Raw genomic sequence first — 20,850 nt, forward strand, 5'->3', positions numbered from 1 at the left:
TATGCCCTGTTGAATGGCGAAACCGGTCATCCACAGGTGCGATTTCCCCTTCATTGCCCTGACTGTGCGAATAAGACATGGTGCGGATGAAGAAAGGGAACCTTCTCGCTCATGCCAGTTTCGCCCGCGATTGCCGCGCAGGATACCCTGCCCGTTCAGCCCGCCGTCGCGCCGCCGGTTCTTCCCGAACCAAAGCCGCTTGCAGTTTTGCAGCAGGTGTTCGGCTACAGCAGCTTCCGGGGCAAACAACAAGCCGTCATTGAGACCTTGAGTGAAGGCAATGACGCTGTCGTTCTGTTTCCGACCGGCGCCGGGAAGTCTCTTTGCTTTCAGATCCCCGCACTTTGCCGTCGAGGCGTCGGCATTGTTGTATCGCCCCTGATTGCGTTGATGAAAGATCAGGTCGGTGCTCTGCAGGCCGCCGGAGTAAAAGCAGCGGCCCTCAACTCGACACTCTCGCCGGATGAGCAGGACGCGCTGCGGGAAGACCTGCGGCGAGGGGCTGTCGACCTCCTTTATGTGACACCAGAGCGTCTTGGAAATGAGAGTTTCCGCCGTTTTCTGGACACGCTTGACATTGCCCTGTTTGCGATCGACGAAGCGCATTGCGTCAGTCAGTGGGGCCACGATTTCCGGCCAGAATACCTGTCTCTTTCGTGCCTTCGCGAGCGTTATCCGGGCGTGCCAAGGGTTGCTCTGACCGCGACCGCAGACCCGCACACCCAAAAAGACATTCTGGCCCGGCTTCAGCTGGAAGAAGCTGAAGTCTTCTCTTCCAGTTTCGACCGGCCCAACATTCGCTACGAAATCGTGGAACGGACCAACCAGCGTCAACAGTTGCTGGACTTTCTGAAAAAACATGAAGGTGAAAGCGGTATCGTCTATTGCCTGTCACGGGCGAAGGTTGAGGATATAGCCGACTGGCTAAGTGCCAAGGGAATAAAAGCACTTCCCTACCATGCGGGTCTGCCGACAGGGCAGCGCGCGGCCAATCAGGATGCCTTCCTTCTTGAAGAAGGGCTTTGCCTTGTGGCAACGGTCGCCTTTGGTATGGGGATCGACAAACCCGACGTTCGTTATGTCGCCCATCTCGATCTGCCGTCTTCCGTTGAAGCCTACTACCAGGAAACGGGGCGTGCCGGTCGCGACGGAGCACCAGCCGAAGCCTTTATGGCTTATGGCATGGCCGACCTTGTGCAGCGCCGACGCATGATTGCGGAAGGAGATGCCCCGGAAGACGTGAAGCGGGCGGAGAATGCCAAACTGAATGCGCTGCTTGGCATTTGCGAAACGGCAGGCTGCAGACGGCAAGCCCTTCTTGCACATTTCGGAGAAACCTACGCAAACCCTTGCGGAAACTGCGACACGTGCCTGTCACCGGTTGAAACCTGGGATGGGACCGAAGCTGCGCAGAAACTCATGTCTGCGATCTACCGCACCGGCCAGCGCTTCGGCACCGGTCATGTGATTGATGTTCTCATGGGTAAATCGAACGAGAAAACCAATCGTTTCGGACATGACGCTTTGACCGTTTTCGGGATTGGTCAGGATGTCCTGCAAAAAACCTGGCAATCAATTGCCAGGCAGTTGGTCGCAGCCGGTTATGTGGATGTCGACCACGCCCAATTCGGAGCCTTGGTATTGACCGAAAAGGCGCGCAGCGTCTTGCGCGGCGAACAAACACTGGCCTTGCGCAAGGACCGCAACGCTGCGGGCCTGAAAAGAACACGCACCTCCCGGACCGCTTCAATTGCAGACGAATTGGATCACGAGGACAAACTCTTGTTTGAGCGGCTGCGCAGGCTCAGAACCCAGATTGCCCGGGATCAGAGCGTTCCGCCCTATGTTGTTTTTCCCGACGCGACGCTCGCAGGCATTGCTGCGGCGCGTCCAGTGACCAAAGATGCTCTGCTTGCTGTCTCCGGCGTCGGACAATCCAAACTTGAAAAATACGGCGAGACGTTCCTCGATCTGGTTGAAGCGTTCGAGGCCGGGGTATGAATTCGTTTACCTTAACGCATTCTTGATAGTTTTCACCCGATAAAACCCTCAAAGGTTGTATTCAGGGGTCTATCCATGCGTTTCACGCCGCTTGTTGTCATCGCCATGTCAGTCGGGGTTTCTGTTTCCGAAGCAGCAGACATTCCGACAGACGTTCTTCCTGTTGCACAATTCGGATCGCCGGAAAATCTGCGTCTGAAACCCGTGGGCTGGACAGGCTTCAATGCCGTTCTGTTTGCCGGCGGCGGTTTTCTGCAAGGAACCGATAGTCTGGGATTGGACGCTTTTTTCAGGTCTGCGCTCTTCGGAGGATCGCTTGGATACGATCATCAGTTCAACAGTATCGTGTTTGGCGCAGGCGTCGAAGGCGCGTTCACGAATTTTCGCGGCAACTCCAGCTCGGGCAATTTCAGGCAGAAATCCAATTGGCTCTCAAGCGCAACCGTCAGGATTGGCTACGATGCCGGACGGTTCATGCCATATCTGTCCGGCGGTATCGGCTTCGGCAACTACGAAATTGAGCGAAAGAGCGATGGTGCCAGCGACGAAAACACCCAAGTCGGGTATGTTCTCGGTGGAGGGCTAGAGGCCCGCATCACCGAAGGCCTCTTTGCAAGAGCCGACTACAAACACTACGAATTCAGCGACCAGCGATACAGTGTCCCGGGGACACAAAGTTTTACGGCTGAAGGCAACGCAGACATCTTTCAGGTCGGAGTTGGTTACCGCTTTTGATCTTCAGGCGAATTCGGGCTGATCACGCTTCCGGGCGCAAACAGAGCTGATAGACACCTGTCAGGTTGCCCAGCGTCTCTTCGTTCGGATGCGTCAGAAATTCGTCGATGATTTCCCGCAAGGCAAGATGCATCTGCCGATGCTGTCGCAGGCGGCGGTAAGAGGAGCCAAGCTTGTAGATCTGGTCGATTTCCTCACGAGTGAACAGGTCGAGACCCGCAATCCCCAGAACCACGCCAAGGTCGGCGTGAGTGCGGCGGCACAGATTGTGTGCGACCAGAAAACCGAAAAGACCTGTCACGAACCTGTTTTCGAAAGACAGATGATTGAAGTCCCGCCCCACGACAGCCAACACGACCTTCATGATGACCACAGTTGCCTCGGCCGTGAATTCGGTCGGAGTATTGGTGTCCCTGATTTCCAGATCGGTTTCTTCCAGCAAACCGGCAAGGCCGGCGCGCAGGCGATCTTCCGTTTCTACGGCCCTCAGTTCGGAAATGAATTCCGGCTCCGCTGCAGTTCGACTTCCAAACAAGCTTAGCATACCAGCGCCCTCCCAAGGGTGAGCCCACGAAATAAATTGTAGCGCAAAGTTACCTTACGGCAAACATGACAAAGCCTACGGCTGATTTTTCATTCAAACAGTGATGCGCAACACATTTCGGGCGCTGGGTATGCCCGTCTTTAAGACCCGGCTTTCGGTATGCCCTTGAAGGCTTCGTCCCCCCATACAGACTTCACTCGCGCATCGCGGCCGCAAGCCTTGCGATAGCCCTTGTAGGCCTCCGCCCGGGTGACATAGCCGAACCTCGTCAGGGTGCGGACATCGCTCTTATAATAGGCCTGATGGTAATCCTCAGCAGGCCAGAAGACCGCAGCACCCTCGATCGGGGTCACAACCTTGCCGCCAAGGATCTTGTTGGCTTTATCGAGTTCCTGTTTGGCCTGTTTCGCCTGAGCATCGTCCAATGGATGAATGGCTGTTGAATACCCAAAACCCCTATCGCAGAACTGACCACCGGCATCCGTCACATCGACCGTGCGCAAAAAGATCGCAACAAGGTCTGCATAACTGATTTTGCTTTCGTCGAAGTCGACTTTCACGACCTCACGGTGACCACCGCGTTCATAGTTCTTGTAGGTCGGGTTTTGTGTCTTCCCGCCGGCATAGCCGGACACCACATCCCTCACACCGGGCAACTTTTCGAGATCAGACTCAACGCACCAAAAACATCCACCTGCAAAAACGGCCGTTCCAGCCTGCGCGGGAGAGAATTGAGCGGTGCCAAGCATCAGGGTGGCGAGAATAAGGGGCAGCTTACGCTTCATCAGTAATCCTCCATCAGTTACCACAAAGAGGTAACGTAACGCGGGAGAGAGGCAACTCAACTCACATGGCCGTCCCAGCACAAGAGCGTGAGTGTCATGTGACAAAACCAGATAAGGGTGCATGGACCCCAAGTACCGATGTAGCCATCGCAATAGACAAAAAAGCCGCGATAGAAACCAGGCGAGCCGTCAGGCCCGCCCGGTATCGCTTCAAAAGACCCGCATTTAAGTGGGGCAACGACGTCTCGATTGGGTCTATGCCTGCTGGCCTGACCAATCGATGCGTTGTGTCACGAACATTGTCACTGCCAGTGCAACGAATGCAATGACGGATCCGATCAGCAAAGCGTAGTCCTGCTCGCGCATGAGCGCGTACAAAACACTGAAAATGCTCGCCAAAACCAGAAACATAACCAGTCCTGCGACCTTGCTGCGAAGCGATGTGCCAACATACGCAGCGTTCAAAACAGTCGCCGCCAAAGCGGCTATCAGATAGGCCAACGCATAGCCAACGTGTTCTGCGAAGGCGAGCAACATGACATAGAAGATGATCAAGGCCAGCCCGACCAAGCCATACTGGATCCAGTGGAAGTGCCATCCGGACCGCATCTCGAGCACAAATACTGCGAGAAATGTCAAGCTGATGAAACCGATGGCGTATTTGAGCGATCGGGAAATTGTCTGATAGAAGTCAACAGGTTCAACGAATTTCACGCCCAGCATCTTGTCCTGCAGCGGCACTGAATTGGTGACCAGAACTTTCGGAATGCCACGAGCCAGATAGGGGATGGTCCATTTGGCATCAAAACCGCTTTCAGAGATCTCACGGGTTTCGGGCAGGAACGCCCCCGTGAATCCAGGATGTGGCCAGTCAGACTTGAGAGCTACCTTGGTGGTTTGTCCGGCAGGCGCAACATAAATTGCCCTGGAGCCATTCAATTGCAGCGGAATGTCGAACGTGAAACCGTCTCGCCATGTTGCGTGTGGAATGGCAACGTTAATGCCTGAAGGGCTTTGAGCACGGCCCGCCCGGTATTGCGGGTTCATCTCGAGTGGTCCAAGGCCCGGCTCGAATGGCAGAGACTGCGCTCCATTCAGCTTCAGGCTGACTTCGCTTTTCAGCGCCCGGACATCACCGATACCGATGGTTAGCAGGGCATGGTTGTAGGCAACGGTAATTGTCCCCCCATGCATGGCTCGGAACATATTGGTAGGACGCGCGGCAAAGCGACCACGCAATTGCAAGCTCCCGTGATAAACCGGCAGTGAATAGATTGACTTTTTGCGATCCTCGACACCAATGTCACCTCCAATTTCCAATACGTCTGGAAACAGGACAGCCGCGCGCTGTACAACCTTGGTCACGCTCTTGTCGTCGATCTCCTGCCGGTAAGTCTCCGTGTAGGGAACCACCAGATACGGGCCGTTCACTTCCTGCGTACCTCCCCAGGATTTTGCGATATCACGCGCGACCTCTTGCGCTCGATCCGCCCGCTCTTCAACGAGTACCCAGACAAAAAGGCTGGGAACCAAAAGCACCATCGTTACAAAGCCAATCAAAACGAATTTGATGGCAGGTGAATTCAGAAATGATTTGGATTTGCCATGACCGCCATTTGAATGCGGCTTGGGACTATTTGCAGGTTCTGAACTGGTTGTGTCTGAATTATTCATACTATCGGAAACCCTCTGCAAGGCGGCGCCCGACCAGATCGGATGCCTTTTCAACGCAAACAGGTTTCCATCCAATCCGGGGAAAGGTTGGACGCGTTCGTTGAGGTTTTTCGCATTGATTTTGCAGAAAACGTGCAACGCCCCGTAGCTCCCGACGATCTCCCCGACACGCCAAAACGCTCACAACAGGTTTGAGAGAGCCCTTCCGATGCACTTGCGTCGGTTCTTCGCCGCACTTATGTCGAAGCAGTCGTTCACTTAATTTTGCAGGTCTCATGTTCCAAGCCGCTTCCAGAGCCATGTCTCAGGTTTTTGAACCTCCGTTTCGTTCAATCTTCTGGAAAATGATCGGCTTTACGCTCGGTGTCCTGCTGGTTGTCTGGATCACTCTCCAGGGCTTGGTCGTAAACTTTGTCGAGTTGCCCTATGGATGGATGGACACAGCACTTTCGATCCTGACAGGCATTGGTGCGATATTCGCGCTTGGCTTTCTGATTGCGCCAATCTCGGCGCTCTTTGCAGGTCTTTTCCAAGATGACATAGCCGACATTGTCGAGGCGCGTGACTATCCTGACGACCGACCGGGCCGTGCATTGCCATTTGCTCAATCGATTGGCCAGACCATCAAATTCACAGGCGTTGTCATTCTGGGGAACATTTTTGCGCTCCTGCTGCTTCTGATTCCAGGCATTAACCTGATCGCTTTTTTCCTGGTGAACGGCTACCTGTTGGGACGAGAATTCTTCGAATTTGCTGCAATGCGTTTCATGCCCGCTGCGGAGGCAAAAGCATTCAGAAAAGCACGGAGCGGGACCGTCTTTCTTGCAGGCCTGATTATCGCTGGCCTGTTGGCGGTGCCAATCCTAAATCTGGTAACGCCGATTTTTGCCACGATTTTCATGCTGCATCTGTTCAAGATGCTCGCGGCCAAACATCCCGGTTACTCAAGCATTGATCAAACGAGCTAGCCGCTCTTATTGCCCAAGTTTCCGGCATTTCTGACGGTTCCTCTCTTCAAACCCTTGCATCCGGCCCACCGATCTGAAGAACTGCCTCTTCAAGCGGAAGGAAGACATGCAGAGTTTATTGACAGAAATCGCGGCAGCAGCGGCTTCCAGCCCCGACAAAGGCAGCGTGGCAACCTACATTCCAGAACTTGCCGACATAGATCCCGAGCAATTCGGAATGTGCGTCGCGCTGGCGAGTGGGGACGTGTTTTGTGCAGGCGATGCTGACACGCCCTTTTCAATACAGTCAGTGTCGAAGGTCTTTGCGCTCGCCCTTGCGCTTGGACACGTCGGCGACCAGTTGTGGAACCGGGTCGGCCGCGAACCCTCCGGCCTGTCGTTCGATCTCGATCCTGCTGCTAGAGCGGGAGGACGGTATTCCGCGCAATCCATTTATCAATGCAGGCGCCCTGGTAACGACGGATACCTACCTTTCCGGATCATCTCCGCGCGAAGCGCTGGCCGCACTTTTGAGGTTCATGCGCGCAGCTGCAGACGACGACAGCATTCATATCAACGAAGATGTCGCCAAATCGGAAATTGCGACCGGGCACCGAAACTTCTCGCTGGCACATTATCTTGCCTCGCATGGCAACTTGCGCAATTCCGTCGACAAGGTTCTTGGCACCTATTGCCATCAATGCGCCGTGGAAATGACCTGCCGACAACTGGCCCTCGCTGGACGCTTCTTGGTCGATTCTCCCACCATGCCGGCACTCGTTTCCATCGAACGGCGGCGGCGAATCAACGCACTCATGATGACTTGCGGCCACTATGACGGGTCCGGAGACTTTGCCTTTCGGGTCGGAATGCCCGGCAAGAGCGGTGTCGGCGGCGGCATTCTGGTTATTTCTCCAGGACGTGCAGCAATCGCCGTTTGGTCACCCGGGCTGAACCGGTATGGCAATTCGAAATTGGGAACGGAGGCCATGGAAACCTTTGCGCACAGTACCGGTTGGTCCGTCTTCGGCGTGCCGCATCCGGCTTGAGCATTGCTGCTGAATTGCGTGAAGTGTGTGAAAGAGACAAACCTGCATTGCACAAGGGATACAGCTCCGAGCGAACCTCTTGCGCCAGTCACTTTTTGTCACCGTGTGAATTAAAACGATTCAGAAGTAGTCTCGGCTCGTTTTGGCCTTTAGGATATTTTGACGTTTGAAGGCGTTAGCGCTAGAACCCCTCTAGACAACGCTTTGATTTGCTTACGTTTGCGTAAACGTAAACTTGAGCGAAATGAGCTAAGGATGTCACGTTTGCCAGTGTCGCCCATTACCGGTGCGGTGCGTCTCCAAAAGGCGAATGATGCATTCTTGCCTCATGTCGCTCTGCGTCGTACGGGAGAGGAATTCCATGCCGAACGCCGATCTGCGGGGCAACCGCCCGCTATCGCCCCATCTTCAGATTTATAAGCCTATTCTGACGATGGTCATGTCCATACTGCATCGTATTACCGGTGCAGCACTCTATTTCGGCACCATCCTTCTGGCATGGTGGCTCATCGCAGCTGCAGCCGGGCCGGCCTATTTCGATTTCGTCAACGAGATTTACGGCTCAATTCTGGGCCGCCTGATCCTGTTCGGCTTCACCTGGGCGCTGGTACATCACATGCTCGGCGGTCTTCGGCACTTTGTGTGGGATATGGGCGCCGGCTTTGGCAAGGACGCCCGGGAGTGGCTCGCCAAGGCGACCATAGTCGGCTCTGTCTCGCTCACGCTGATCCTTTGGATCATCGGCTACATCGTTCGATAAAGGAGAGTGTCATGACAGATATGCGCACACCCTTGAACAAGGTTCTCGGACTTGGATCGGCAAAAGAAGGCACAGACCACTTCTGGAAACAGCGCCTGACAGCCGTCGCCAACGTCTTTCTGATTTCATTCTTTGTGATCCTGGTGATTTCGATGCAAGGCGCCAGCCATGGCGATGTGATCGAAACGCTCAAGAATCCGCTTGTTTCCATTATCCTCCTCCTGGTGATCCTCTCCGGCGTCTATCACATGAAACTCGGTATGCAGGTCATAATCGAGGACTATGTGCATGGCGATGGCATCAAGTTCCTGACGCTTATGGCAAACACCTTCTTTTGCGCCTTTATCGGCTTCGGCTGCATTTTTGCGGTTCTTAAAATTGGCTTTGGAGGCTGACCCGAATGGCCAAGACGTATGAATTTGTCGACCACAAATATGATGTGGTCGTTGTTGGTGCCGGTGGTGCGGGTCTGCGCGCGACACTCGGCATGGCTGAACAGGGACTTCGCACTGCCTGTATCACCAAGGTCTTTCCAACGCGTTCCCACACTGTTGCCGCGCAGGGCGGTATCGCCGCGTCACTGACAAACATGACGCCGGACTGCTGGGAATGGCACATGTATGACACGGTCAAGGGATCGGACTGGCTCGGTGACACCGATGCCATGGAATACCTTGCCCGTGAAGCGCCCAAGGCGGTTTATGAACTCGAGCACTACGGTGTGCCGTTCTCGCGAACCGAGGATGGGCGTATCTACCAGCGTCCCTTTGGCGGGCACATGCAAAATTACGGCGAAGGCCCGCCCGTGCAGCGCACCTGTGCGGCGGCAGACCGGACCGGCCATGCTATCTTGCACACGCTTTACGGCCAGTCTCTGCGCAACAACGCCGAGTTCTATATCGAGTATTTCGCGCTCGATCTGATCATGTCCGAAGACGGTGTTTGCCAGGGTGTGATTGCTTGGAACCTCGACGACGGCACGATGCACCGCTTCTCGGCCAAGATGGTCGTGCTGGCGACCGGCGGCTACGGACGTGCCTATTTCTCCGCAACGTCTGCCCATACCTGCACCGGCGACGGCGGCGGCATGGTGGCACGCGCGGGGCTGCCGCTACAGGACATGGAGTTCGTGCAGTTCCATCCGACCGGAATCTACGGATCGGGTTGCCTGATCACGGAAGGTGCCCGCGGCGAAGGCGGTTATCTGGTCAACTCCGAGGGTGAACGCTTTATGGAGCGTTATGCGCCTTCAGCCAAGGATTTGGCGTCCCGTGACGTTGTTTCACGCTGCATGACGATGGAGATCCGTGAAGGCCGCGGTGTCGGCAAGGACAACGATCACATCTTCCTGCATCTGGATCACCTGGACCCAGCGCTGCTGGCTGAACGTTTGCCCGGCATTTCGGAATCGGCGCGCATCTTCGCCGGTGTCGATGTCACCAAGGATCCGATCCCGGTCTTGCCGACTGTTCACTACAACATGGGCGGCATCCCGACCAACTATTGGGGGGAAGTCCTGAACGCGGATGGCGACAATCCGAACCGCATTCAGCAAGGTCTCATGGCTGTTGGTGAAGCAGGCTGTGCGTCGGTTCACGGCGCCAACCGGCTTGGCTCCAACTCGCTCATCGACCTTGTGGTGTTCGGCCGCGCGGCTGCGATCAAGGCCGGGGAAGTCGTTGACCCGAAAGAAGCCATTCCAACGCCGAGCGAAGCATCCTGCGACAAGATCATGGACCGTTTCGACACGCTGCGGAACGCCAACGGCTCAGTTGCAACGGCCGATCTTCGCGACAAGATGCAACGCGCCATGCAGGAAGACGCTGCTGTCTTCCGCACCCAGGAAAGCCTTGAAGCCGGATGCAATCGCCTGAGTGAGATCTGGGGTGAAATGAAAGACCTGAAGGTCACCGACCGGTCTTTGATCTGGAATTCCGATCTGGTGGAGACGCTGGAACTGGAAAACCTGATGGCCAACGCCATCACCACGGTCTATGGCGCGGAAGCCCGCAAGGAAAGCCGCGGTGCGCACGCGCGCGAGGACTTCAAGGACGGTCCATTTTCCGGACGGAACGACGAAGAATGGCGCAAGCACACCCTGGCATGGGTCAATGACGCAGGCGAGGTCAAGCTGGACTACCGTCCTGTCGTTCTGGACCCGCTGACCACGCATGACGAAGGCGGGATCGATCCGAAGAAGATCGCGCCCAAGGCGCGCGTCTACTAAGGAAGCAGCACGTTGAGTGAGGCGGCAACTCTATTGGACACAAGCAGTCCGTTCGGCACCTACAGGGCCGAACGGCTGGTTCGTGCTGCCTGGCGTCTGGCAGATCGTCATGACCTCTCCAGAGGATTGCGCAAGCGTATCCGCGCCTTGGTCGCAAAGGTTTTCAAGGGACCTTACGACTTGGAGGCGGACGGCCTCAAATTCCGGATTTATCCGGGTGAAAACTATGACGACCGAAAGTTACTGGCCAAGGGGCGGCTGCCCGAGCGCGAAGAGCACAAGCTGATCGAACCGCTGCTCGGACCCGGCAAGACTTTCGTGGATGTTGGGGCAAATATCGGATCCTATGCGATTTTTGCCGCTCACCGCGGGGCCAGGGTTGTTGCGATCGAGGCCAATCCTCAGACGGCTTCCAAGCTCAGCTTCAATGTCTTCGCAAATGCTCTGGACAGTGTCACGGTGATCAATTCCGCAGTCGGTCCACGCGAAGATACGCTGCCGCTTTGGCACGAACCGAGCAATTGCGGTTTCGCCACCTTTGTGAAGGATCTGACCACCGGCGAATGGGCCGGAGACTGGTCGCAGACCTTCGTCAAGGTCAGGCCCTTGACCGCCATAACAGACGACCAGGGACTTAAACGGATCGACCTCCTGAAAGTGGATGTCGAAGGGTTCGAAGACCGGGTGGTGCTGCCCTTCCTGAGGCACGCGGACAGGCCACTCTGGCCCCGTGTGATCCTGCTTGAAACAAATTGCCGGCCTTATTGGACCGAGGACTGCCTGAGCGAATTGGCAGACCGAGGGTACGAGATCACAGGCCAGACGAATGACAACATGGTCCTTGAGCTTAAAGAAGAAGCTTGAAGATACTCTGGCCCAGGACGCGAACCGGGCCCAACGCGGAGCAGTAACAAATGGTTCAGCTGACGCTTCCTCGGAACTCTCAGGTGACGGAAGGCAAGGTGTGGGACAAGCCGGAGGGGGCGACCAACCTGCGTGAATACCGCATCTATCGTTGGAATCCGGATGACGGGCGCAACCCTCGCGTCGACACGTATTTTGTCGACGCGGACAATTGCGGGCCGATGGTTCTGGATGGGCTTATCTATATCAAGAACAAGATCGACCCGACGCTGACGTTCCGCCGCTCCTGCCGGGAAGGCATTTGTGGTTCCTGCGCGATGAATATCGACGGCACCAACACGTTGGCCTGCACCAAGGGCACAGATGAAATTGCCGGCGATGTGGTCAAGATCTACCCGCTTCCGCATATGGCGGTGGTCAAGGACCTCGTGCCGGACCTGACCCGCTTCTATGCCCAGCACCGGTCTATCGAACCCTGGCTGCAGACGGTTTCGCCTGCCCCGGAAAAGGAATGGCGCCAATCCCATGAGGACCGCGTCAAGCTGGACGGCCTTTATGAGTGCATTCTGTGTGCTTGTTGCTCCACGTCGTGCCCGAGCTATTGGTGGAACGGTGACCGTTATCTCGGCCCGGCTATTCTGCTGCAGGCGTATCGCTGGCTGATCGATAGCCGCGACGAGGCAACCGGCGAGCGGCTCGACAATCTGGAAGACCCGTTCCGGCTGTATCGCTGCCACACTATCATGAACTGCTCTCAGGCTTGTCCGAAAGGCCTGAACCCGGCCAAGGCAATCGCTGAAATCAAGAAAATGATGGTGGAACGGCGGGTCTGACCTTAGCTGATCACCTGAACTTTGAAGGCCGTCCAAAGGACGGCCTTTTTGTTTGCGGACCACCGATGTTGTGTTGCGTCCCGCTCCGGTGAACGAAGACCGCTTTAGGGCGTCGATAGTCCCCTACCGGAGCAAAAAATCCAAGCCTTTATTCGATGAAGCTGTGATTGCAGTCACAGCAAAATAAATCGTGTGCGGTGATAGTTAGTCAATGCTTAGAAAACCGTCAAAATACTTATAATTCATATAGTTACGCCAGCCTCGTCAAAAAAGACACTTGATGTGGGCCAAATTGTTCCAGCAAACCACTCAAGGCTGAACCCTATGCAGGAATTTTGGAAACATCCCGCACTGTCCTATCTGCAAACCTCGTTCTTTCAACACCACTCGAATATGTACCCCGCAGATTATGGCAGTCATTACAAATCTTTGCCTGTCCCCGTCGGCAACTCGGTTATTCGGGTGGCGGTGAATGGATACCGATCCAACTACACGAGTGCACGCAAAGCCGAATGCAACGCGCTTCTCAGGGTTGTCCGAAAATTCTGCGACCAGCCAGGAAGCGACTATCAACAAGCAGGAGAATGGACCCGCACCTGTCTGGCCCGCGTCGTCTCCTGTTTTGCAGGCCAAGGCATGCCGGAGGAAATTTCCCTGCTGTGTTGCCTCGCTGTCGAAAGCAAATACAAAACTATTGGCGAGTTGCCGCAATGGGCCTGGGCAAATTTCGGCATGGACTGCGTTGGCTTCGTCAGTAGCTATCTGATCGCTCTCGGCCAATTTCAAAAGATGGTGACATATATTCCGAAGTACAAATTCATTGCCGATGTTGCCAGATCCGTCGATGATATCAAATATGACAACGCCATCCTTTGGGCCGATGTTGAAGGCGGTAATGCGAAGGTTCGTCGAAATCCCGGGAACAAGTCACACATTGCTATCGTGGAGTGCTGGGAACAATACGGCAGCACCCTCTACGTGGCGCAATCGGCCAGTTCAAAGAAGGGTGTCGACTTTGACCGGGTTTATGAAATTGTGCAGGAGCCCAAGTCCAGCCAACGGGATCGCGCCTACTGGAAAATCCGCCCGAAGGGATCCTATACGACCAGCAAGGTTGTGATTACCAAATCCATTCCGATTTTTGCAGGCTCAAACTGACTGAATACGCCGAGAACTACTCTCGCCAGTCCCATTTGCCTTTCGGATCGGATTTGTCGATCGCCAGACCGGCGATTTCACCGTGCGTGTCCGTTGAGACCTTAACGTATTCCTTGGACTGCCAGACCGGATAGCCGCCCTTGATGATATCAATGCCGATCTTGATCGTCTTGTAATCGAGATCCCGCTTGGCGACCGCGCCACCAATGGCATAGCCCTGCTCGTAAACACCTGCTGTTTGAGAGTTTGTCAAAACAAGGCCGAACCCGATTGTCCGGCTTTTGCGGCTGGGGATCATGGCAGCTGTCGTTCTGGCAGACGCTTTCATTCGTCCCAGTTGCACTGTCGCTGGCAAGAGCTCTCCCGTCCGGTCTTTCTTGGTAAGATTCCGCGGATCTTTCGGATCTGACCCGGTAAATTTGACTTCTTCCTGCTTGAAACGGATCCGAGGATCATATCCCCATTCATCTATACGTATGGCCACGTTGAAGTCGGTGCCGTCCGGTTCTGGAATGCCTTCAATCTGCAGAATGAGTTCATTGCCCGAGGATGGCGTCAGGCGCCATTTCGGTTTTGCGTAATACCAGGCGTTTTGCGTTCCAAACGGGATCAGCTTTGTCTTTTCGTACCAAAACCCGACACCTGCTCCAAGACTCGGAAGGCACGGAAAAATGTAGTACTTTTGAGGATCGCGATTTTTCAGATAGTCCTTGTCGAGTAGGTTTTCCGACTCGCCAACAAGGATGTTGAACGCGGTCTTGAATTCGTTCGAACCCGCTATTTGCTCAATGTTTTCCTGGTTCTTTAAATATGCACTTATGATGGGCCTGAGCTTTGGCATCAAAGTGGTCAGGCCAGCTGCCATTTCAACTTTCTTCTTTGAAATCCACTCCGTGCCTAGCGACGCTTGCCAGTCATAACCGCCATCGCTGAGGCTGAGTGACTTGAAGTGTTCGAAGTCTCGAACACCGCGCACAAACACAAGCGAGGGAGCTTCCAGATGCGCTTGAGCCATTGCTCCCACTCTTGCGCCGACTATCAGTGCATCCAGCCGGTCCCGTTTTCCTGAAAGGCTCCACAGGGCACATGCTGTCCCCGATCCACCGAGGATAAATGAAGCGTTTGCGCCGCCGACCGTAAATCCGGCCCAAACATCCGCGAATGTGTCTTTGCTCACCGAAAAACCTCAAACAAATAGTCACCAAATCTGCCGTAAAATTCCGGCATGCTCCTTACAAGAAAAAGTAGAGAAAAAATCCCCTTAAACCCTGTGTGCGGAGTTAAATCAGAAGCAGTGACCTTTCAAAAAGATACAACTGTTGATTATCAGACTTTAATACTGAAAAAGGATCAGAATTCACGCCGATATACAAGCTCTAAGACGCCGGAAAAAAACGAAATGTATTAGTAAATCTTGCAGCGTTGAACAAAAATTCGTGAATACAAGCAGATTGCTCTAAGCGATTCTCAAGCTGCGCAAAGGCGTGCTTCGTTCATTTTCCGATTGCGCGCTGAAGACGGCTAATTCGAATTGAAATCCGGACCTCCGAACAAGACGAATGGCAGCTGGAGAAGGTCCGCATACCTCAGAATTGCGTCCGGGCCTTCAGCGCCTGCGTGAGTGTGCCCTCATCGAGATAGTCGAGTTCACCACCAACCGGCACTCCATGTGCCAACCGGGTGACATTGACCTCAAGATGCGAAAGCTGATCCATGATGTAGTGGGCTGTCGTCTGGCCCTCTACCGTTGCGTTGATCGCAAGGATGATCTCGTCCAAAGGCTCGTTTGCGCAGCGGTCTATCAGGGTCGCCAGGTTGAGATCGTCCGGACCGACCCCGTCAAGTGGAGAGAGAGTACCGCCAAGTACATGGTAGCGGGCATTGACAGCTCCGGCGCGTTCCAGGGCCCAGAGATCAGCAACATCTTCCACAACGACCAGAACCGACTGATCGCGTTTGGGATCAGCACAGATGGTGCAAGGGTCCGACGTGTCGACCGTTCCGCAGGTGCTGCAGATGCCAATTTCGCTGACCGCGACGCCCATGGCCTCCGCCAGCGGGACCAATAACTGATCCTTTTTCTTGATGAGATGAAGTGCTGCGCGGCGCGCCGAGCGCGGTCCGAGGCCCGGCAACTTTGCAAGCAGCTGGATCAACCGCTCGATTTCCGGCCCCGCAACACTTTTCTGCGCCATTTGCTGCCTGCCCCGTCTCTTAAAACGGCAGCTTCATATCGGCGGGCAGACCCAATCCACCCATGAGCTCCTGGGTCTTTTCCTGGATCAGGATCTCGACCTTGGCCTTGGCTTCCGTGTGAGCTGCCATGATCAGGTCTTCCAGAATTTCAGCTTCTTCTTCCTTCAGCATCGAAGGGTCAATTTTCAGGCTTTTGAGCTCACCTTTTCCGTTGAGCGTCACAGTGACAAGGCCGCCGCCGGATGAAGCAACCGCCTCTATGTCGACGATCTGCTCTTGCAGAGAACCCATCTGCTCCTGCATCTGCTTGGCCTGTTTCATCATCTTGAGGAAGTCCACGGGGTCTCTCCTTGAATATGCATGTGTGCCGAACCGGCGAGCTTCGTTTGATGATAGCGTTTAGAAGAACGTTCAGCGAATTACCAGCCCCAACTCACTGCCCGAGCATCGACCGGATGTGGGGTGGCATCAAGTCCGAGAGGTGCTCTCCGATACTATTCAATGCCTGTTTCCGGGCGACCTAAAACAGCTTCTACGCCTCCTTGAAACAAAGATAGAAGATCCTCGCGATGAGATAGAGCGCAACGAAGAAGAAGACACCGATAATGGCCAGCACAACAAGGAACTTGGTGAAGTCATCAATTCCGCTTCTGGAAATAACAAACATGGACAGGAACGTGACGAACCCCGTCACGAAGAAGAAGATGAAATTCCATTTGATCTTGTGATCTCTCGCCATCTTGGCCACCAGATCACCGGAGCCGTCAATCGTCTTCGTCATCGCCAAGCGCCTCGCCTAAAAGGGGGTCTGAAACCATCGGATCGGCCAGAGCAGCTTCATCCTCTTCCGATACCTGCACCTTCACGTCGACAACCTTCGCCCCGGGGAATGCTGAAAGCAGAGCAGCGACGGTCGGATGGGACTTGGCGTCCGACAGCAGTTGTTGCTGGTTGGCTTCCTGCTCTTCATGAATGGTTGGACGGCCCTGATTGCGCGAGACAACCACGAACCATCTCTGGCCTGTCCATTCCAGCAGCTTTCGGCCGAATTCGCCCGCGATATCGGCAGGCGCATCTTCCGTTGGCTGAATTTCGATCTTGCCCGGTTCGAACTTGACAAGCCGCATCTGCCGCTGGATGGCGACCTTCATCGGGATATCGCGCTTTTCTGAAGCCAGAGCGACACAGTCACGCAGGTTTTTCAGACTGTAGGTCGGTTCGGCCGAAACCTTTGGTTCGGGTGTGGCCATTGGCTGCACTTCAGCTTTCGGCAAACCGCCTTCGATTGCTGCTAGTTGAGGCCGGCCCAAGATTTGTGCCGGCCGTGCCTGCATGGAGGGCCCACCGCCGGCAGGTCCTGAACCATGTGAAGCTCCAACGGCCATCGCCGTTCCACTGCCGCCACCTGGGCCAGCGCCGCCACCTGGGCCACCGCCGCCACTCGACGGGGCGCTGCTGGGAGCGCTTGCACCTGCGAACGGGTTATTGCCATTCTTGATCTGTGCCATCAGGTCGCCAGGGTCCGGCAGGTCGACAGCATAGGCCAATCGTACCAGCACCATATCCGCGGCAGCGAGCGGTTTCGATGCCGCCTGCACCTCTTGCACGCCTTTCAGCAGGATCTGCCACGCCCGGGACAACAGGCGCACGGAAATTTTTTCAGCGAACTCACGGCCGCGACCACGCTCTGCTTCGGTTACCGAAGCTTCGTCGGCAGCCTTTGGCGCCACCTTCATGCGCGTCACCAGATGGGTGAAATCCGCGAGATCCGTCAGCACGATAGCCGGATCCGCTCCGACATCATACTGCGCTTGAAGTTCTGCAAGCGCGCTTTCAATGTCGCCGCTCATCAGGTGCCCGAAGAGGTCAATAACCCTTGCCCTATCCGCCAGACCGAGCATCTCACGCAGGTCACCAGCTTCGATCGCACCGCCACCATGAGCCATCGCCTGATCCAGCAGAGACAGTGAATCGCGCGCAGAGCCTTCACCTGCCCGGGCAATCAGCATCAAGGCCTCATCCGAAATCTGAATGCCTTCCGCATCAGAAATCCGCTTCAGAAGGCCGATCAGTTTCGACTGATCTATCCGACGCAAATCAAAGCGCTGACATCGGGAGAGAACGGTGATTGGAACTTTGCGGATTTCGGTGGTCGCGAAAATGAACTTCACATGTTCCGGCGGTTCTTCGAGGGTCTTGAGCAGACCGTTGAAAGCCGCATTGGACAGCATGTGGACTTCGTCGATGATATAGACTTTGTAACGCGCTGTGGCCGGACGATATCGGGAAGCGTCAATGATCTCGCGAATGTCGTTGATACCGGTATGGGACGCGGCGTCCATCTCGATCACATCGACATGGCGTCCTTCCATGATCGCCTTGCAATGGGTGCCTTCCTGATCGAGCTTTACCGTTGGCCGATCGGCGACGCCGGGCACTTCGTAATTCAGCCCTCGTGCGAGAATACGCGCTGTTGTCGTTTTTCCGACACCGCGCACACCTGTCAGCATCCAGGCTTGGGCAATCCGGCCTGTGTCAAACGCGTTTTCAAGCGTTTGAACCATTGGTTCCTGACCAACCAGATCCTCAAAGGTCTTGGGTCGATACTTTCGTGCGAGCACACGGTAAGCGCCATCCTGCGCGGCGGGTTGCGCCACACTGCTATCGCTGATCAGACCGGGAGCTTCACCGGCCGCCTCTTCCGGAAAACCTGTTTCATCCATGAGCCGCACAATAGCGGTTTTTTCGCAAAGATGGACGGCTTATTGAAAAGATTTCTGTGTGTGAAGGTCGCACCCAGCAGTGAGCCGACCCAATGGTGAGCTCAAGCACTGCAACGGTCTGGCATCAAGAAAACGGTCCTGGCGTTCTTGCTGTTCAAACGGTCTGGCGAGTACCAGTTTCCCATCAAGGACCTGGACATCAGGTCGGTGTTTTTCTCCATGAATTCGCCGAAGGTTTGGTGGGAGTCGATGCCATTCGCTCCGACAAAAGGCTCAAGAAAGCCAGGGTGACAGTCAGATTGAACTTGCCTGGCGCACCTGCTTTGCTGGCAATGCCTCGCAATGCCCTGGAATACGTGCGCGCCGCGTCCAGAAAATCGTATCTCTGCAACATCTGACAGGCAACGCCAATATGGTCGAGATGGCTGAAGCCACTCGCATCAAGTGTTTCCGCCTCAAAACGATCGGCCAAGATGCGATAGTCCCTATCTGTCATCGCGCGACCCTTCCTTGAGTTTATGGCTGTCCTCTGCCGAAAGCGCCAGATCGTAAACGCTTTTGAGCTGTTGGATCTTGCCAATTGTTTCTTTCGAAAAGGGTGGTTTGTTTTCAAAGCAATGGAGCGCCATGCCTTCGATCAAATCGCCCAAAGAAATGTCCAGATGCTCCGCAAGGCCTTTGAGAACCTTGAGAAGCCTCTTCTCCAGACGCACACCGGTCTGAACGCGTTCAATCTTTTTGCTCATTTGTTACTTTGGTACAATGGTACCTTATTTGTCAATACGCTTCGCGCGCTTCTGGAGCGTGAGCTTGCAGGAAAGATTGAGAGATCGAGGAAGACCAGCCACAAAAAAACACCGCTCCAAAGGGCGGTGTTACCTGCAGCCATCTTGTGGCTGAAATGGGTGGGAGGCTGGCACGGCGACCCGTGCCGAGGCTCGTTAGGGCTGCTTCCTTCCGGATCTGACCCGGTTGGCGAGTGGCTCGTCCACCACCAACCTCCCGAGCGCCTTATATCAGATGCCCCCAGGGGTTTGGCAAGGGCTGGAAAGATGTTTTTTCAACAACGCAATTCATGGAAACCACGGATTAGGGACGCAGTGTCGCCAGCTTCAGACCAAATCCCATGAACACCAAACCGGTCACACCCTTGAGCCACCGCTGAAATGAGGGATTGCCAGCCGCCCGGCTCACTTTCGCAAGCAGCATGATCATGGCCCCGAACCAGACAGCGTTGATCAGGGAATGCGTCGCGACAAGCATCATGGACGCAGCTATCGCGCCCTCGCCAGCTGGAATGAACTGCGGAAAGGCCGCCAGATAGAACATCGAAACCTTCGGATTGAGCGCATTTGTGAGGAAGCCCTCGCCAAAGGCCCGAACCAGCGTGCGTTTGTTACGCGCCGGTTGAACCTTCGATGCGATCACCTTACGGGAAAGCGCATCGCGCAATGCTTTCAGACCAATCCAGAAGAGGTAGGCAGCACCAACCATCTTAACAACGAAAAAGGCTTCGGCTGAGTGCACCAGGATAACGGAGATCCCCAGGATCGAGAGGGATCCATGCAAGAAAAACGCAGACACGAAACCGCCGACATTCGAAAAGGCGGCAGCACGACCTGATGTCGGAACCGTCTTGGCAATCAGCACACCATTTGGGCCCGGCGACATGACCAGCAATGCGGTAACAAGCGTAAAACTTAAAAGTGTTTCCAATGACATGACAAAGGCCCAGTGACTGATGACAAGGTCTTTCTGGCTGAGAATGCGGAAGACCGGTTCACATGGCATTCAATCTAGCTCTATGGTGTTGAATTGCAATCCGGGACATCGCCACCTGCGGATTGCGCAACCCCGCTTCAGTGTTCACGGAACAAGATCATGTCCTCTTTTGCCATCAATCCCCGCCTGGAAGGCGACAGCTATTTCGTTGAAGATTTGCCGCTGTCCCAGCTTCGACTGATGAAAGACGCAAATTATCCCTGGCTTATGCTGGTTCCCCGCGGTGCCGATCTTGTTGAACTGATTGACCTGTCCGCTGAGGACCAGCAACAGCTGATGCGCGAAATCGCAATGACCAGCATGGCCCTGAGGGTGGCTACAGACTGCGAGAAGCTCAATGTCGGTGCGCTTGGCAACCAGGTATCGCAATTGCATATTCACGTGATTGCCCGATTTAGAGCAGATCCGGCCTGGCCAGGGCCCGTCTGGGGTGCTGTGCCTTCAATCCCTTATGAGCCTGAGAAGGCGGACAGCCTGATTGCGGACCTCCGGCGCGCGCTGGCCGATGCCACGGCTTGAATTGAACAAGCCACGAACAGGGCTAGCGCTGGACAGCACCCAACCACCGACTT

General features: G+C 55.1%; 21 protein-coding genes, 1 other RNA gene and 1 pseudogene. 11 read left to right on the forward strand and 12 right to left on the reverse strand.

All coding sequences use genetic code 11. From position 1 onward, the window contains the following. The first annotated feature begins 111 nt into the window (after nucleotides 1–111). Nucleotides 112–2,001, forward strand: a complete 1,890-nt coding sequence (gene recQ / locus ACZ1HV_RS13755; protein WP_472718370.1) for a DNA helicase RecQ — start codon at nucleotides 112–114, stop codon at nucleotides 1,999–2,001. 75 nt (nucleotides 2,002–2,076) lie between these two features. After that, complete coding sequence (locus ACZ1HV_RS13760; RefSeq protein ID WP_298985105.1) at nucleotides 2,077–2,736, forward strand: outer membrane protein; 660 nt, start codon at nucleotides 2,077–2,079, stop codon at nucleotides 2,734–2,736. 22 nt (nucleotides 2,737–2,758) lie between these two features. On the opposite strand, the gene ACZ1HV_RS13765 is transcribed toward ACZ1HV_RS13760, so the two are convergent. The 3 genes from ACZ1HV_RS13765 to creD form a co-directional block, all read right to left on the reverse strand. Then, nucleotides 2,759–3,280: a hypothetical protein gene (locus ACZ1HV_RS13765; RefSeq protein WP_472718371.1), complete on the reverse strand. Its 522-nt coding sequence runs from the start codon at nucleotides 3,278–3,280 to the stop codon at nucleotides 2,759–2,761. 140 nt (nucleotides 3,281–3,420) lie between these two features. Next, complete coding sequence (gene msrA, locus ACZ1HV_RS13770) at nucleotides 3,421–4,029, reverse strand: peptide-methionine (S)-S-oxide reductase MsrA (RefSeq protein ID WP_472718445.1); 609 nt, start codon at nucleotides 4,027–4,029, stop codon at nucleotides 3,421–3,423. 291 nt (nucleotides 4,030–4,320) lie between these two features. Beyond that, the gene (creD, locus tag ACZ1HV_RS13775; RefSeq protein ID WP_472718372.1) at nucleotides 4,321–5,739 is read right to left on the reverse strand and encodes a cell envelope integrity protein CreD; all 1,419 of its coding nucleotides are present in this window, start codon (nucleotides 5,737–5,739) and stop codon (nucleotides 4,321–4,323) included. A gap of 275 nt (nucleotides 5,740–6,014) precedes the next feature. Here creD and ACZ1HV_RS13780 point away from each other — a divergent pair, with 275 nt between their 5' ends. The 8 genes and pseudogenes from ACZ1HV_RS13780 (at nucleotide 6,015) to ACZ1HV_RS13815 (ending at nucleotide 13,577) form a co-directional block, all read left to right on the forward strand. After that, the gene (locus ACZ1HV_RS13780) at nucleotides 6,015–6,707 is read left to right on the forward strand and encodes a sulfate transporter family protein (RefSeq protein WP_472718373.1); all 693 of its coding nucleotides are present in this window, start codon (nucleotides 6,015–6,017) and stop codon (nucleotides 6,705–6,707) included. 106 nt (nucleotides 6,708–6,813) lie between these two features. Further along, a pseudogene (locus tag ACZ1HV_RS13785) lies at nucleotides 6,814–7,735 on the forward strand (glutaminase). A gap of 361 nt (nucleotides 7,736–8,096) precedes the next feature. Beyond that, nucleotides 8,097–8,495: a succinate dehydrogenase, cytochrome b556 subunit gene (sdhC, locus tag ACZ1HV_RS13790; RefSeq protein ID WP_298818777.1), complete on the forward strand. Its 399-nt coding sequence runs from the start codon at nucleotides 8,097–8,099 to the stop codon at nucleotides 8,493–8,495. Nucleotides 8,496–8,506: 11 nt separating this feature from the next. Next, nucleotides 8,507–8,890 carry a succinate dehydrogenase, hydrophobic membrane anchor protein gene (gene sdhD / locus ACZ1HV_RS13795; protein WP_298818775.1) on the forward strand — a complete coding sequence of 128 codons (384 nt, stop codon included), beginning with the start codon at nucleotides 8,507–8,509 and terminating at the stop codon, nucleotides 8,888–8,890. Nucleotides 8,891–8,895: 5 nt separating this feature from the next. Beyond that, nucleotides 8,896–10,722: a succinate dehydrogenase flavoprotein subunit gene (gene sdhA, locus ACZ1HV_RS13800; protein ID WP_298962400.1), complete on the forward strand. Its 1,827-nt coding sequence runs from the start codon at nucleotides 8,896–8,898 to the stop codon at nucleotides 10,720–10,722. Nucleotides 10,723–10,734: 12 nt separating this feature from the next. Then, a complete protein-coding gene (locus ACZ1HV_RS13805) occupies nucleotides 10,735–11,586 on the forward strand; it encodes an FkbM family methyltransferase (RefSeq protein WP_472718374.1) in 852 nt (283 codons plus the stop codon). Between the two features lie 50 nt (nucleotides 11,587–11,636). Then, entirely contained in the window at nucleotides 11,637–12,419 is a 783-nt protein-coding gene (locus ACZ1HV_RS13810) for a succinate dehydrogenase iron-sulfur subunit (RefSeq protein ID WP_152503975.1), read from the forward strand. Between the two features lie 462 nt (nucleotides 12,420–12,881). Continuing rightward, on the forward strand, nucleotides 12,882–13,577 hold the full coding sequence (locus tag ACZ1HV_RS13815; RefSeq protein WP_472718375.1) for a hypothetical protein: 696 nt from the start codon (nucleotides 12,882–12,884) through the stop codon (nucleotides 13,575–13,577). 16 nt (nucleotides 13,578–13,593) lie between these two features. Here the strand turns inward: ACZ1HV_RS13815 and ACZ1HV_RS13820 are convergent, their stop codons facing one another. The 9 genes from ACZ1HV_RS13820 to ACZ1HV_RS13860 form a co-directional block, all read right to left on the reverse strand. Then, on the reverse strand, nucleotides 13,594–14,754 hold the full coding sequence (locus ACZ1HV_RS13820; RefSeq protein WP_472718376.1) for a hypothetical protein: 1,161 nt from the start codon (nucleotides 14,752–14,754) through the stop codon (nucleotides 13,594–13,596). A gap of 409 nt (nucleotides 14,755–15,163) precedes the next feature. After that, nucleotides 15,164–15,772 carry a recombination mediator RecR gene (recR, locus tag ACZ1HV_RS13825; protein ID WP_298818764.1) on the reverse strand — a complete coding sequence of 203 codons (609 nt, stop codon included), beginning with the start codon at nucleotides 15,770–15,772 and terminating at the stop codon, nucleotides 15,164–15,166. A gap of 19 nt (nucleotides 15,773–15,791) precedes the next feature. Continuing rightward, nucleotides 15,792–16,097: a YbaB/EbfC family nucleoid-associated protein gene (locus ACZ1HV_RS13830; RefSeq protein ID WP_298819153.1), complete on the reverse strand. Its 306-nt coding sequence runs from the start codon at nucleotides 16,095–16,097 to the stop codon at nucleotides 15,792–15,794. Between the two features lie 208 nt (nucleotides 16,098–16,305). Beyond that, nucleotides 16,306–16,554, reverse strand: coding sequence for a hypothetical protein (locus tag ACZ1HV_RS13835; RefSeq protein WP_298962407.1), 249 nt, complete (start codon nucleotides 16,552–16,554; stop codon nucleotides 16,306–16,308). Continuing rightward, nucleotides 16,538–18,496, reverse strand: coding sequence for a DNA polymerase III subunit gamma/tau (locus tag ACZ1HV_RS13840; RefSeq protein WP_472718377.1), 1,959 nt, complete (start codon nucleotides 18,494–18,496; stop codon nucleotides 16,538–16,540). Before ACZ1HV_RS13840 ends, ACZ1HV_RS13835 begins: the two co-directional genes overlap by 17 nt. Nucleotides 18,497–18,695: 199 nt before the next feature. Next, complete coding sequence (locus ACZ1HV_RS13845) at nucleotides 18,696–18,992, reverse strand: hypothetical protein (protein ID WP_472718378.1); 297 nt, start codon at nucleotides 18,990–18,992, stop codon at nucleotides 18,696–18,698. Then, on the reverse strand, nucleotides 18,982–19,242 hold the full coding sequence (locus tag ACZ1HV_RS13850) for a hypothetical protein (protein ID WP_298818756.1): 261 nt from the start codon (nucleotides 19,240–19,242) through the stop codon (nucleotides 18,982–18,984). Before ACZ1HV_RS13850 ends, ACZ1HV_RS13845 begins: the two co-directional genes overlap by 11 nt. A gap of 159 nt (nucleotides 19,243–19,401) precedes the next feature. Beyond that, nucleotides 19,402–19,499: signal recognition particle sRNA small type (gene ffs, locus ACZ1HV_RS13855), an RNA gene on the reverse strand. Between the two features lie 86 nt (nucleotides 19,500–19,585). Beyond that, nucleotides 19,586–20,218: a LysE family translocator gene (locus tag ACZ1HV_RS13860; RefSeq protein ID WP_472718446.1), complete on the reverse strand. Its 633-nt coding sequence runs from the start codon at nucleotides 20,216–20,218 to the stop codon at nucleotides 19,586–19,588. Nucleotides 20,219–20,377: 159 nt separating this feature from the next. On the opposite strand from ACZ1HV_RS13860, the gene ACZ1HV_RS13865 reads away from it, so the two are divergent. Beyond that, entirely contained in the window at nucleotides 20,378–20,797 is a 420-nt protein-coding gene (locus ACZ1HV_RS13865; protein ID WP_472718379.1) for an HIT domain-containing protein, read from the forward strand. Nucleotides 20,798–20,850 lie beyond the last annotated feature (53 nt).

The organism is Roseibium sp. JB4-4, from assembly GCF_055693425.1.